The sequence below is a fragment of the Billgrantia antri genome (genome assembly GCF_017868935.1).
Taxonomy (GTDB): Bacteria; Pseudomonadota; Gammaproteobacteria; order Pseudomonadales; family Halomonadaceae; genus Halomonas; species Halomonas antri.
This window is the reverse complement of record NZ_CP053383.1, coordinates 3,662,003-3,675,480: the sequence shown is the minus strand read 5'-3', so window position 1 is coordinate 3,675,480 and position 13,478 is coordinate 3,662,003. Positions and strand designations below refer to the sequence as shown.

The following is a 13,478-nucleotide window of genomic DNA, read 5'->3' as shown; positions in this document are numbered from 1 at the left end:
CTCTCCCTCAGTACTTTGGCGCCAGGAACTGCTGGAGCCGCGGCGAACTGGGATGGACCAGCACGTCCTGGGGCGCCCCGGCCTCCTCGATCACGCCCTGGTGCAGGTAGACGACCTGACTCGACACATCACGAGCGAAGCCCATCTCGTGAGTGACCACGACCATGGTGCGCCCCTCCTCGGCCAGATCGCGCATGACCTTGAGCACATCGCCGACCAGCTCCGGGTCGAGCGCCGAGGTGGGTTCGTCGAACAGCATCACCTCCGGATCCATGGCCAGCGCCCGTGCAATGGCGCCACGCTGCTGCTGGCCACCGGACATCTGCGCCGGGTAGGCGTCGGCGCGTGCGGTCAGGCCGACCCGCTCGAGCAGCGCACGGGCCTGTTCGACGGCTTCCTTCTTCGGCTTGCCGAGCACGTGCACCGGCGCTTCGATGATGTTCTCCAGCAGCGTCATGTGCGCCCACAGGTTGAAGCTCTGGAAGACCATCGACAGCTTGGCGCGCATGCTGACGACCTGTTTCCAGTCGGCGGGCTCGCGGCCATGCCTGGTCTGCTTGAAGCGAATTTCTTCGCCGTGAACGATCAGGTCGCCCTCGTCGGGCTGCTCGAGCAGGTTCATGCAGCGCAGGAAGGTGCTCTTGCCGGAGCCGGAGGCTCCGATCAGGGTGATGACGTCACCCTTGTGGGCCTTGAGCGAGAGACCCTTGAGGACTTCGGTGTCGCCGAAGCGCTTCTTGATGTTGCGGACTTCGAGGGGAATTTGGGTATCGGCCATGGAACGGGCTCCAGATCGGGACGAGTCGCCGGGGCGACGGCCGGTTAAGCGGGCAGGCGCGAAAAAAGGGGCGATTCTAACAGGCCTGAGGGCTTTCAGAAGAAGGAAGATGGGCCCGTGACGTGGGACGATAGTCGATATTGTGGAGAGGAGGTGTCATTGGAAGGCTCCTGATTATTGTTCTGAAGTAGCAAAATCGCTGGAAATATTCGTTCTTGAAAGCTATCCGGGGTCAGCCGGCGCTGGTGCCGGTCGGGCCAGTAGCGCGGCGCGGGCGCCCAGTTCCACCGCGGCGTTGGGGAACACCACGCTGAGCGGCTCGCTCTCGACGACAAAAGAACCGGCCTCGGCGTCCTCGGCGAGCTGCGTGCCGGGCGCAAATTCAGTGAAGTTGGGCGTGTCGTCGGCGAAGCACAGCCGGAAGTCCTCGGAATGACGCATCAGCTCGTGGGCTACGCGGAAGAATCGCATGCGTTCAGGAGTATCGCTTGACGGTTTGCGCCCTTCCAGCAGTGCCTCGAGCAGCCGTGCCATGGGTGCCAGTGGCGCAAGGTCGTTGTGGCCGAAAGGCAGGGCGCGGCCCAGCTCCAGGGTAAAGGCCTGCGCCTGGTGATGATGCTTGGAGTAGTGGGAGAAGGTCCAACTGTGCTGATGTTGGTGCAGTACCGCCTGGATGTCCGCCGCCGCCAGCCAGCGCCACTGTTCGTGACGTGTGGCAGTCTCGGCGAAGGGCTCGACCACGAAGCGTGGGTAGCGGCTGTCACGGATTGCCGTGTGCAGGTCGTAGTGCAGGCGCTCGTGCTCGGGGTAACGAGAGAAAAAATCGTCCACGGCGCGCATCAGCAGGCGGGCGCGGTCCGGCTCCATGCCGGTTTCGTCCAGGTCGCGGCGGAACAGGCGATTGAGATTGGTATTGACGTAGCGTTCGGCGCGGCGCATCGCCTCGGGGTTGCCCAGGATCACCAGTACTGGTGCGCCCAGTGCGAGCAGGCCCGCTTCGAGGCGAGCGAGGCACTCGCCCAGCAGTTCGATGGGGGCGGTTTCATTGCCGTGAATCCCTGCCGAGAGTACGCAGGCATGCGCCTCGCTACGGCACTCGGTTGGCGTGAGTTCGAGGACGCCTGCCGCGTGCAGGGTATAGGTACCGCCGGGAAGCTTGCCGCCACGTGACGTTGGCGCAGTGCTTTCCAGGCTGAGTTCGATCCATTCCGACAGCATGGGATGTCCGGGTCGGTTGTAAGTACGGTGAGACCACGGCCACCATCCTGCGCACGGGGCGACATCGCAAGATCGCACGTCGGGCTGGTGAAAGCCCGGGTGCGATATTGAAACTGGGCGAGCCGACCTTTGGCCAATGGGTTCAAGGCCATGCGCAGCCTAAGCTGGCAGCAGCCATACCCATGACCGCAAGGAGCTAACCATGCCCTCTGATCGAGCCGAGCCGGGATTCGACGACTACGTCGACCAGCTCAATGCGCACTACGATGCTGCTACCGCAAGCGAAGGCGAGGCCCTGCTGGCGAGGCTGCAAGTGGCGTTCAGGGCCGCGGGACGCGACTTGGATCGGCTGAGCCTCGATGACGTGGCCGGCATCGATCAGCTGCATCTTGGCGGGCGCAGCGCTAGCCGGGCCCTGGCGACACTGGGCGAACTGTGCGCCGGCGAGCGGGTGCTCGATGTGGGCTGCGGCACCGGTGGTGCGAGCCGCTTGCTGGCCGCCGAGTTTGGTTGCGACGTGGTCGGGGTCGACATCACGCCAGCCTTCATCGAAGTGGCGAGCTGGCTCAGCGTGTCCACCGGGCTGGCCGAGCGTACGCGTTTCTTGTGTGCCGATGCCGCCAACGTGCCGCTGTCGGAAGGCAGCGTCGATGTCGTGTGGTGCCAGCATGCGCTGATGAACATGCCCCACGTGCCGCGGGTGCTTGCCGAGTGGCAGCGTCTGCTGGCGCCGCGCGGTCGCGTGCTGCTACATGAGCTGGTGGCCGGGGAGAACACCGAGCCGTTGGCGCTGCCGGTGCCCTGGGCGCGCAGCCAGGCCACCAGCCACCTGCGAAGTCGAGAGCAGCTGGAGCGCGCCATGGCGCTGGCCGGCTTCGAGCCTCTCGCGGTAGAGGACATCACAGATATGGCCCTGGCTTGGCGTCAGGAGCACAGCCGACGCGAGAGTCGTCCCGCTGAGACAGGGCAGAAAGCCGTCGCGCCGCCGGGACCGACATCGATCTTTGGCAGCGATTTCGTCCTGATGGGGCGTAACTTGCGCGACAACCTCGCCGCCGGCAAGGTGCGAGTGCTCTCAGGGGTCTGGCGGAGCGCGCGTCGATAAATTCGTTCCCCCCGGACGAAATGCTTCGCTTTTCTCGAGCGCGTTCCTTTCTATGCTGTAGTCACTCGCCGGCAGTACCGGCGTTTGGACGGCAACCATGAAAGGAGGCGCAAGATGATCAAGGTACTCGTGCTCTACCACTCCATGTACGGCCATATCGATACCCTGGCCAAGGCCGTGGCGAAAGGTGTGCGTCAGGTGGAGGGCGCCGAAGTCTGGGTCAAGCGTGTACCCGAGACAATGGATTCCGAGGCTTTTGCCAAGGCCGGGGGGAAGACCTTCGATACCCCCGAGGCCACCCCCCAAGAGCTGGCCGACTACGATGCGGTGATCTTCGGCACACCGACCCGCTACGGCAACATGACCGGCCAGATGCGTACCTTTCTCGACCAGACCGGCAGCCTGTGGGCCAAGGGAGCGCTGCGCGGCAAGGTGGGGAGCGTGTTCACCTCGACCGGCACTGGGGGTGGCAACGAAACCACCATCCTTACCTCATGGACCACGCTGGCGCACCACGGCATGTTGATCCTGCCGATCGGCTATGGGCTCGAGTCGCAGTTCGACATTTCGAGCGTGCAGGGTGGCTCGCCCTATGGGGCATCGACGCTTGCCGGCCCCGACGGCTCGCGTCAGCCTACCGAGCACGAGCTGGAACTGGCCAGGATGCAGGGCAGAAGCGTGGCCGACGTAGCGCTCAAGCTCGCTTCCTGAGCGGCCGCGAGCGACACGAAACAAGGCGCGGCATGAGCCGCGCCTTGTTAGGCATGACCGCTGGTAGGGTCATGTTTCAGTCTCTCTGGACCAGACTTAGTTGCTCTGCGTGGCTTCGCGCAGCGTCTGGCTATCTTCGACCTCTTCGTACTGGTTGCTGCCGTAGTCTCCGGATTCGCCGCTGTCACCGGACTGAACGACCAGTTCACCCTCGCTGCGGACCTCCAGCTCGTCGACGGGGTAGCCCATCTCATCCTCGCCAAAGCCGAGGAAGCCGCCTTCGGAAATCACGACTGAGACGTCACCGCTCTCGGTGTCGCGCACGACGCGCTCCACTTCACCGATCTCTTGCTCATCCTGTTGGCTGTAGACCGTTTGCCCTTCGACTTCGCTGACCTTCATGCTCATCAGGTCATCACCCTGCGAAGCCTGGTCCTGGGAGGCCTGGTCCTGGGAGGCCTGGTCCTGAGCCGCCTGGTCCGAGTTCTGCTGCTCTTGCTCCTGTTCGTCAGGGTTGCGCAGCTCTGCTTCGGCCTCTTCGGCGGGCTGGACTTCAACGTCGGCCTCGCCTGTCTTCTTGACGGTGACATCGGGCTCGGCCTGATCCACGCTGACATTGGGATCCTTTTGCTCGATGGTAACTTCCGGCGGCTGCTGCTCGACGGTGACATCGGGCGGCTCTTGCTCTACCTGAACTTCGGCCGGCTGCTGATCGACATTCACGTCGGCGGGATCTTGCTCGACTTGAATCTCGGCTTGGCTGCCCGACTGGCTCTGAGCGTTATCTTCGCTCATCTGCTGCTGTTCGTTCAGCGGCTGGGTCTCCTCGTCCTGGGCCTCCTGTGCCAGGAGCCCGTGACTCAGACCGGTGCTCAGTGCACCCACCGCGATGGCAATTGCTGTCCTTTTCATGCCGTTTCTCCTTTCTCCATTGGCTTGCCTTGTGGGCTTGCCCTGATCAGGCTAGACGACAAATCGACAATAAAAGCCGGCGATTACGGAGGGTAACGTAAAGCCATCAAACAGTGACCCGTCAGTGGCTGGCCGGGCGGTGTTCGGCAATCAGGATCAGTGAGTTCGCGCTGGCTGAGAGCGCAGCAGGAAACTGAGCGGATGCAGGACGAGCCACGCCACCACTGCCGTGCCGAACAGGGCGCAGACCAAGGCGATCCAGTCGAAGGGGCTGGCCACATAGGCTAGCCGTGAATGGGTGAGTAGCGGGATCCACCACAGCCCGGAAAGTCCGACGGCGACCGCCGCCAGGTTGGCACCGAGGTAGCGATAGCGGAGGATACGGTACCCACGTAGGTGCGCCAGCGTTTGAAGCCCGCCCAGCAGTATCAGTCCGCTAACGATCCACACGAGGAACGGGGCCAGGGCATACATCATAATGGTCAGGATGCCTGTCATGGTCATGGCGATTCTCCTCAGGCCCGGCCTTCCAGCACCGCATAATAGGCGGGCTGCAGCATGCGGTCCTTCATCACCCAGGTCACCCACGATTCATCGCGAGGGTCGATGAAAGGAAACGAGGGCAGAAAAGCGAAGTCGTTGTCGTAGCCGAACTCCACCAGCATCGCCTTGCCGATCCCGGTGATCATCGGGCATGAGGTGTAGCCGTTATGCCGGCGCGGTAGCGCCTGGCCCTGCATCTGCGCGAGCAGGTTGGCCTCGACCACCGGGGCCTGGGCCTTGACGCTGGCCGCGGTCTTGTTGATCGGTGCGCCGATCACGTCGCCGATGCCGAACACCTCGGGGTAGCGGTTGTGCTGAAGGGTATGGATGTCCACGTCCAGCCACTCGCCGCGGAAGGGGCCATCCTTAGCGATCAGCTCGCTGCTCTTGATGAAGTCAGGCGCACTCATCGGTGGCACGACATGGATGAAGTCATACCCGGTAACCACCTTGCGTTCGCCCTCGCGGGAGAATTCCGCCTCGCGCAGCTCGTGGTGCGAGGTGAACTCGCTGTCGGGCCCGACGAAGGTGAACTCCGCCTCGCGAGCCTGCGGGTCGATGGCCGAGATACGATAGTGATGACGGCGCTTCACGCCTTGATCGTCGAAACGCTGCTTGACGAAGTCGTTGACGTAGGGCTGCGTGAAGAGGGAATCTCCCGGGGCCATGAATTCCACCTGGAAGGCGTCGCGTCGTCCGCTCGCCTCGAGGCGGGAGAGGGTGGTGAAGGTCATCTTGAGCGGTGCACCGGCGCATTTTACCGGGGTGGGTGCCGCAGTGAAGATACCCTTGCCGCCGCCCTGTGCGATCCAGGCGTCGATGGCGTCCCGAGTGCGGGTGGCGCCCTCGATGCTGGCATAGACGCTGCCGATGCCGTGGCTGCCGACCAGCTCGGGAGACATGCCGTCGATCAGGTGATAATTGAGCTGCAGGCCGGTGGCGACTATCAGGTAGTCATAATCGAGCTGTGAGCCATCTTCCAGCGCCACCTTGCGGTTGGCGGCATCGACGCCGTCGGCGGGCTGGCGGACCCATTCGACGCCGACCGGCACGAAGCGGGAGTTCGGTCGCATCGTCTTATCGGGGTTCCACACACCCGAAGCCACCAGTGTCCAGCCGGGCTGGTAGTGGTGGACTTCGCGTGGCTCTACCAGCGTGATGCGGGCACCATCGAAACGGCGGGAGAGGCGGTTGGCCATGGCCATGCCGCCGGCTCCGCCACCGAGGATGACGATACGGGCATCGGTGGCCAGGGCCCGGGCCTGAAGGCCCGAGGCATAAAGCAGTCCGGCTGCACCGGCGCCAGCGCTATACTTCAGAAACTGGCGCCGGTCCAGGTGCGAGGTTTCGTGTTCAGATCCAGGCATGGGAGGCGAGTCTCCTGCGAAATAAGTCGGTTATAAATATTGTTATATGTTTATAACCTATGCCTTTTCTACAGGTCTCGCCTCTGGATTCTCGCGCTAGCTTGATGCAGGTCAAAAAAGTGGTTTGCCCTAACCAGCGACCCGCTCGGCAATGGCTTGCCCCAGTGTCTGGGTGGTGCCCTGGCCGCGAATGTCCGGCGTCAGCACGGCCGGGTCGGCCTCCGTCAGTACCGCCTCGAAGGCGGCCACGATGGCGTCGGCGGCCTCCTTGTGACCCAGATGCTCCAGCATCATGGCGCCGGACCAGATCTGGCCGATGGGGTTGGCGATGCCTTTGCCGGCGATGTCCGGGGCGCTGCCGTGGACCGGTTCGAACAGGCTGGGGAAAGTGCCTTCCGGATTGATATTGGCCGAGGGCGCCACGCCGATGGTGCCGGTGCAGGCGGGGCCCAGGTCGGAGAGGATGTCGCCGAACAGGTTGCTGGCCACCACCACGTCGAACCAGTCGGGATGCATGACGAAGTTGGCGGTGAGGATGTCGATGTGGAACTTGTCGACGCTGACCTCGGGATAGTTGCCCGACATGGCCGCGACCCGCTCGTCCCACCATGGCATGGTGATGGCGATGCCGTTGGACTTGGTGGCCGAGGTGAGCTTCTTCCGCGGCCGGCTCTGGGCCAGGTCGAAAGCGAACTTGAGCACCCGGTCGGTGCCGTGGCGGGTCATCACCGTCTCCTGGATCACCACCTCGCGCTCGGTGCCCTCGAACATCTTGCCACCGACGCTGGAGTACTCGCCCTCGGTGTTCTCGCGCACCACGTAGAAGTCGATGTCGCCGGGCTTGCGGTCGGCCAGCGGGCTCTTGATCCCGGGCAGCAGCTTGCACGGACGCAGGTTGATGTACTGGTCGAACTGGCGGCGGAACTGCAGCAGCGAACCCCACAGCGAAATATGGTCCGGCACCGTGTCGGGCCAGCCCACCGCGCCGTAGAAGATGGCGTCGAAATCCTTGAGCTGCTCGAACCAGTCGTCGGGCATCATCTTGCCGTGCTTGGCGTAGTAGTCGCAGCAGGCGAAGTCGAAATGCTCGAAGGCCAAGTCGATGTCGAAGCGCTTGGCAACGGCTTCGAGAACGCGCAGGCCTTCCGGCATTACTTCGTTGCCGATGCCGTCGCCGGGAATCACAGCGATACGCTGGGTCATGGTCGGTTCCTCTGAAAGAAGAAAGGAAGTGTCTGCCGCAGTCTAGCCCTTGGCTTCGTGGAGATAATCGGGCTGAATGGAAAGCCATTGTTGAATGTGAGTGGAGAGTGGCATGGCTCAGCTCGACGACTTGGTCTTCTTCCAGCAACTGGCGCGTGCGGGCAGCCTGACCGCCACGGCGCGCGACCTGGGGCTGTCGCTGTCGGCCGTGAGCAAGCGGCTCAAGCAGCTCGAGGCGCGCTTGGGTGTGGAGTTGGCCAGCCGTACCACGCGGCGCTTGTCGCTGACCGCCGAGGGCGAGCGCTATCTGGAGCGCGGGGCGGCGATCCTAGAGGAGCTGGCCGAGCTGGAGGAGGCGCTGGGGGAGCAGCAGGCGGCGCTCTCGGGTCCGCTGCGGGTCAATGCCACCTTCGGCTTCGGCCGCCGCCACGTGGCGCCGTTGCTGTCGGATTTTTGTGCGTACCATCCGGGCGTCGAGGCGACGCTGGAACTTTCCAACTATCCGCTGAGCCTGGGCGAACAGGGCTTCGACGTCGGCATTCGCGTGGGCGAACCGCCCGACTCGCGGCTGGTGGCCCGGCGCATCCTCGCCAGCCGGAGAATACTGTGTGCTGCGCCCGGCTATGTGGCTCACATGCCGGACCTGAAGGTGCCTGCCGATCTTGTCGCCCACCCCTGCCTGGTACTTCGGGAGAACGAAAGTGACTATGCCGTATGGCGCTTTCGCCAGCGCGACAGCTCAGCGGAGCAGGCGGTCAAGGTGGCCGGACCCATGTCTTCCAACGATGGCGAGGCGGTCGTGCAGTGGGCACTCGACGGGCGTGGTATCGTGCTGCGCTCGTGGTGGGATATCCACCGGCACCTCGAGAGTGGTCGGCTGGTCGAACTGCTGCCCGAGTGGCAGGGTGTGCGTGCCGATTTTCATGCCGTTTATCAGCAGCGCCGCCACGTACCGGCACGCATTCGTGCCTTCGTTGCCTATCTTGAGCAAGAGATGCCTCGGCGTGTGCCTGCGCCGGGTCGTCCGGAACAGGCCAAGTGAGCCGCTACAGGAGACCTGCTTCCTTGAACGTTCTGATGTTCACCAATACCTATGCGCCCATCGTGGGCGGGGTCAGCGAGTCCGTACAGCGTCTCAAGGCGCAACTGCAATTGGCGGGGCATGAGGTATTGATAGTGGCGCCTCGCCTCGAAGGTCAGCCGCTAGGCGAAGACGATGTCGTGCGGGTGGTGGCGATGCAGCACTTCAACGGCAGCGACTTTTCACTGCCGGTACCGATCCCCGGGCAGCTCATCGAGGCGGTCGAAGCCTTCGATCCCGATGTGGTGCATTCTCATCATCCTTTCCTGCTGGGCGATACCGCAGCTCGGGTCGCCGATACCTACGGTCTGCCGCTGGTCTTCACCCATCACACCCTGTACGAGCACTACACGCACTACGTTCCCGGAGACTCACCGCTGATGCAGCGCTTCGCCAAGGCCCTGGCCACGGAGTATTCGCACATGTGCGACGAAGTGATTGCCCCCAGCGCGAGCATTCGCGACATGCTGATCGAGCGTGGGGCCAATGCCTCGATCTCGGTGGTGCCGAGCGGTGTGGACGTCGCCCGTTTCGCCACGGGGAACGCGCTGGCGTGGCGCGAGCGGCTCGGCATTCCGAAGGGTAGCTACCTGATCGGCCACCTCGGTCGGCTTGCGCGGGAGAAGAATCTGCTGTTTCTGACCGAGTCGGTGGGCCGGGCCCTGAGACGGTTGCCCGAGGCGCACTTTCTGGTGGTCGGTAGCGGCGACGCCCGCGAGGCCATGCAGAACATGGCCGAAGAACTGGGCATTGCCGAGCGGGTACACTTCACCGGCAGCCTGCAAGGCCCGACCCTGGTCGACGCCTACCATGCGATGGATGTCTTTGCCTTTGCGTCCCATAGCGAGACGCAGGGCATGGTCATCGCCGAGGCCATGGCCACGGGGCTGCCCGTGGTTGCGGTCGATGCGCCGGGTGTCAGGGAGATGATCATCGACGAGCGCAATGGCCGCCTGCTGGCCCGGGACGATGCCGAAGCCATGGCGCAGGCGCTGGTAGAGCTGAGCGATACCGAGCGGCACCGGCCGATGGCGGCGGCGGCACGCAGGATGGCGGAGGCGGTGGATGAGGCGCGCTGCGCCGAGGGCTGCCTGGCCGTCTATCGGCGTGCCATCGCCAAGGGTGGCCCCTACACGCATGCCGATGAAGGCGGATGGGACCGCATGCGTGCCAGGCTCGGCGCCGAGTGGCGCATGCTGCGTCACCGCGGTCGGCTGCTCAAGCATCTGGTTCAAGGGGAATGGGACCAGGAGCGCCCGAGCTGGTGGCCGGGGCGGCGCGAGGGGGAATCGGAGCTGCCGCCCAAGTGAGTCCTCAAGCTCGCCGCCTGCGGCGTCGCTCTGCATAACGCTTGAGCCCGTAGAGCAGGACGATGGCGACGACGATGCCGCCTGCTCCCCAAACCAGCTCGCGGCGATTTTCGGCGGTCAGCAGCGTGCCGAGCTGGCTGCCTAGCAGAATGATGCCGGCGAGCCCCGGGGTCAGGCCGATGACCGTTCCGAGCATGTAGTCGCGAAAGCGGATGCGGAAGGCGCCGGCCATCATATTGGTCAGCGTGAAGGGGGCAAGTGGCAGCAGGCTGACCAGCGTCATGGTGCGGATGCCGCGTCCTGCCAGATAGCGCGACAGGCGTTGAAGACGCGTGCCGCCATGACGCAGCAAGGCATCGCGTCCCAGCCGGCGTCCCACCCAGAAGGTGACGACCGAGCCGGCGAGTGTGCCGATGAAGGAGTAGACGAAGCCCCAGACGGGGCCGAACAGCAGGCCGGCGAGGACGACCAGCACGCTGAGCGGGAACATGGTCAGCGAGGCGGCGAGGAATGCCGCCACCACCACTGCTCCCGCCAACGGAGAGTCGCGCCAGGACAACGAGCCCTGCATCAACGCAAACAGCGTATTGGCATCGAGCAGGTCGCGTGCCGCCAGCCACTGCCACAGGAACCCCAGCAGGGCGAGAAGCACGAAAGCGACGAGAACGAGAAGAACCTTGCGGGACATGCGGATGGCCTGCGCGGAGGAGTGGCTTCAGCATAGGCACGCCGTTGGCTGCGGCCAAATGCGAAGGGTCGATGGGATGGGGACGCTCGGTCGGCGACGGCATCGAGCGGGTTATGGGGCGGGCCCGCCGGCCAGGCCAAATGCTTGCAGGCGGCACTGAACTCAAGCATCGGCGGTGGCGTCGGGCAGGCGGCCTAGCGGGTCCTGACGAAAATAGCGCCTGAGCAGGTCGTACAGCTCGGGATAGGCGCCGACAAGCACGTTGGGAGCGGTGAAGAAGGTCTCGCAGCATACGGCGAAGCACTCGCCGGGGTGGGTGGCGGCGTAATCGTCGATGGGCGGCTCCTCGCCACGTTCGAGGTGCGCCTGCAAGTCATCCCACACTGCGGTGAAGACGCGGTGCCACTCCTTTGGGTTGATATCTCGCGGCAGCGGCGGGAAGCCGTCGACATCGAGCGAGTTGCCCATGTCGAGCTTGTGGGCGAGTTCGTGGATCACTACGTTGAAGCCGCTGAAGTCGCCGCTCTCCATCAGGTCGGGAAAGGCCACCACCACTGGGCCTTGATGCGAAGTCTCTCCCGCCCGCTCGTCCTCATAGGCGTGCATTACGCCGAATTCGTCCATCTCCTCCACCTGGCGGTGGAAGGCGTCGGGCAGGATCAGGATCTCGTGAAAACCGCTGAACGCCTCATCGTGATCGTCATCCGACCAGCCCAGCGTCAGCAGGCAGGCCTGGGCCGCGAGGGCCAGTTGGGCGGGTTCATCGAAGGGCGTGCTCGAAGCCAGCTCGGGGTGCAGGCTCAGCCGCTTGGCATGCACGAAGCGCCACGCGCGCCGCCCGAGGCGCTCGGCCTCGTCGCTGCCGAGGCAGGTCAGCAGCGGCAGGCGCGCGCGGGCCTCGGCCCAGGCGTTAGCGGGTAACGGGTGGCGGGTCTCGAAGCGCTCGGCCCGCCAGCGGCGCAGGCGACCAAACATGGCTTCAGCTCTCTTCCTGCCGTGCCCCCGACTTCCACGACCAATCGCGCCAGCGCAGGTCGAACAGATCCTTGCGCCGGTCCTTGAGGTTGGTCACCGAGCCTTCGGCGCGCACCACGGTGAGCCGGGTGAGGTCGAGGTCGGAGAAGATCACCATCTCGGTGTTGGGCGTGGTCTCGGAGAGCACCGCGTCGTGGGGGAAGGCGAAGTCCGAGGGCGTGAATACCGACGACTGGGCGTACTGGATGTCCAGGTTGCGGATCGACGGCACGTTGCCCACGCTGCCGCACAGCACCACGTAGCATTCGTTCTCGATGGCCCGCGCCTGGGCACAGTGGCGCACCCGCAGGTAGCCGTTCTTGGTGTCGGTCCAGAACGGCACGAAGAGGATGTCCATGTCCTGGTCGGCCAGCAGCCGGCCGAGTTCGGGAAACTCCACGTCGTAGCAGATCAGGATGCCGACGCGCCCGGCGTCGGTGTCGAACACGCGCAGCTCGTCGCCGCCCTCGATCACCCACTCGCGGCGCTCCTGGGGCGTGATGTGCAGCTTCGACTGTTGTTCGACGTCGCCGTCGCGGTGGCACAGGTAGCTGACGTTGTAGAGCCGGTCGTCCTCGCCCACTTCGATCATCGAGCCGGCGACGATGTTGATGTTATAGGAGACCGCCATGCGCGACATCTCGGTCTTGAACTGCTCGGTGAAGCCGGCCAGGTAGCGGATGGCGGCGAGCTGGTCCTGCTGGGTGGCGCGGTCCTGCAACCCCATCAAGGGAGCGTTGAACAGCTCGGGAAAGACGGCGAAGTCGCTCTGGTAGCTGGAGATGGCGTCGACGAAGTACTCCACCTGCTGCAGCACCGATTCCACCGAGGCGCACTCGCGCATCTGCCACTGGACCGCCCCCACGCGCACCTGGGTCGGACGGTTCTCCAGCACCCGATCGGCGGGCTCATAGAGAATGTTGTTCCACTCCAGCAGGGTGGCGAAGCCCTGGGATTTTTCGTCCTCGGGCAGGTACTTGCGCAGCAGCCGCTTGACCTGAAAGTCGTTGGCGAGCTGGAAGGAGAGGATCGGGTCGTGGATCTCCTTGCGCGCCACCCGTTCGATGTACTCGGTGGGCGAGAGCTCCCCGGCATGCGCGTGGTAATTGGGGATACGCCCCCCGGCCAGGATCGCCCGCAGATTGAGCGAGCGGCACAGTTCCTTGCGCGCCTCGTAGAGGCGCCGGCCCAGGCGGTAGCCGCGATAGTCGGGGTGGATCAGCACGTCCAGCCCGTACATGGCGTCGCCTTCCGGGTCGTTGAGGATGATCTCGCGATTGCCCACCAGATCGTCGTACTGGTGCGGGTTGGAGAACTCGTCGTAGTCGACCCGTACGGTGAGCGCCACGCCCACCAGCCGCTCGTCGTCCTCGATGGCGATCTGGCCATCGGGGAATTCCTGAATTAGCCGGTCGATGGAGTGCTGCGGCCAGGCACCGCCGATGTCGTCGTAGACGGCATCCATCAGCTGCTTGAGCTGCGGGTAATCGTCCTGCGTCAGGTTGCGGAGATTGAGGTGCAGGTCGTCTAGGGACATTGCGCTCGGTC

General features: G+C 64.4%; 13 protein-coding genes. 4 read left to right on the top strand and 9 right to left on the bottom strand.

Annotated elements, in window-relative coordinates:
• Window positions 1-7 precede the first annotated feature (7 nt).
• Window positions 8-778 (bottom strand): ABC transporter ATP-binding protein, encoded by a 771-nt coding sequence (locus tag HNO53_RS17000; RefSeq protein ID WP_209473772.1) that lies wholly within the window; start codon window positions 776-778, stop codon window positions 8-10.
• Window positions 779-1,000: 222 nt separating this feature from the next.
• Window positions 1,001-1,996, bottom strand: a complete 996-nt coding sequence (gene astE / locus HNO53_RS16995; protein ID WP_209473771.1) for a succinylglutamate desuccinylase — start codon at window positions 1,994-1,996, stop codon at window positions 1,001-1,003.
• Window positions 1,997-2,198: 202 nt separating this feature from the next.
• Between astE and HNO53_RS16990 the strand changes: the two genes are divergently transcribed.
• Window positions 2,199-3,101 (top strand): class I SAM-dependent methyltransferase, encoded by a 903-nt coding sequence (locus HNO53_RS16990; protein ID WP_209473770.1) that lies wholly within the window; start codon window positions 2,199-2,201, stop codon window positions 3,099-3,101.
• A 114-nt stretch (window positions 3,102-3,215) separates the two neighbouring features.
• Entirely contained in the window at window positions 3,216-3,812 is a 597-nt protein-coding gene (gene wrbA / locus HNO53_RS16985) for an NAD(P)H:quinone oxidoreductase (protein ID WP_209473769.1), read from the top strand.
• Between the two features lie 96 nt (window positions 3,813-3,908).
• Here wrbA and HNO53_RS16980 read toward each other — a convergent pair whose 3' ends face one another.
• From HNO53_RS16980 to HNO53_RS16965, 4 genes are all read right to left on the bottom strand, one after another.
• Complete coding sequence (locus HNO53_RS16980) at window positions 3,909-4,724, bottom strand: PRC-barrel domain-containing protein (protein ID WP_209473768.1); 816 nt, start codon at window positions 4,722-4,724, stop codon at window positions 3,909-3,911.
• A 156-nt stretch (window positions 4,725-4,880) separates the two neighbouring features.
• Window positions 4,881-5,228, bottom strand: coding sequence for a DUF5368 family protein (locus HNO53_RS16975; protein ID WP_209473767.1), 348 nt, complete (start codon window positions 5,226-5,228; stop codon window positions 4,881-4,883).
• A gap of 11 nt (window positions 5,229-5,239) precedes the next feature.
• The gene (locus HNO53_RS16970) at window positions 5,240-6,634 is read right to left on the bottom strand and encodes an FAD-dependent oxidoreductase (protein WP_209473766.1); all 1,395 of its coding nucleotides are present in this window, start codon (window positions 6,632-6,634) and stop codon (window positions 5,240-5,242) included.
• A gap of 129 nt (window positions 6,635-6,763) precedes the next feature.
• Window positions 6,764-7,837 (bottom strand): tartrate dehydrogenase, encoded by a 1,074-nt coding sequence (locus tag HNO53_RS16965; RefSeq protein ID WP_209473765.1) that lies wholly within the window; start codon window positions 7,835-7,837, stop codon window positions 6,764-6,766.
• A gap of 112 nt (window positions 7,838-7,949) precedes the next feature.
• Here HNO53_RS16965 and HNO53_RS16960 point away from each other — a divergent pair, with 112 nt between their 5' ends.
• Window positions 7,950-8,879, top strand: a complete 930-nt coding sequence (locus HNO53_RS16960; RefSeq protein WP_209473764.1) for a LysR family transcriptional regulator — start codon at window positions 7,950-7,952, stop codon at window positions 8,877-8,879.
• A gap of 23 nt (window positions 8,880-8,902) precedes the next feature.
• Window positions 8,903-10,228, top strand: coding sequence for a glycosyltransferase (locus HNO53_RS16955; protein WP_209473763.1), 1,326 nt, complete (start codon window positions 8,903-8,905; stop codon window positions 10,226-10,228).
• A gap of 4 nt (window positions 10,229-10,232) precedes the next feature.
• On the opposite strand, the gene HNO53_RS16950 is transcribed toward HNO53_RS16955, so the two are convergent.
• The 3 genes from HNO53_RS16950 to HNO53_RS16940 form a co-directional block, all read right to left on the bottom strand.
• Window positions 10,233-10,916: a TVP38/TMEM64 family protein gene (locus HNO53_RS16950; protein ID WP_209473762.1), complete on the bottom strand. Its 684-nt coding sequence runs from the start codon at window positions 10,914-10,916 to the stop codon at window positions 10,233-10,235.
• A gap of 162 nt (window positions 10,917-11,078) precedes the next feature.
• Window positions 11,079-11,891 carry a M90 family metallopeptidase gene (locus HNO53_RS16945; RefSeq protein WP_209473761.1) on the bottom strand — a complete coding sequence of 271 codons (813 nt, stop codon included), beginning with the start codon at window positions 11,889-11,891 and terminating at the stop codon, window positions 11,079-11,081.
• 4 nt (window positions 11,892-11,895) lie between these two features.
• Window positions 11,896-13,467, bottom strand: a complete 1,572-nt coding sequence (locus HNO53_RS16940; RefSeq protein ID WP_209473760.1) for a bifunctional GNAT family N-acetyltransferase/carbon-nitrogen hydrolase family protein — start codon at window positions 13,465-13,467, stop codon at window positions 11,896-11,898.
• Window positions 13,468-13,478: the final 11 nt, after the last annotated feature.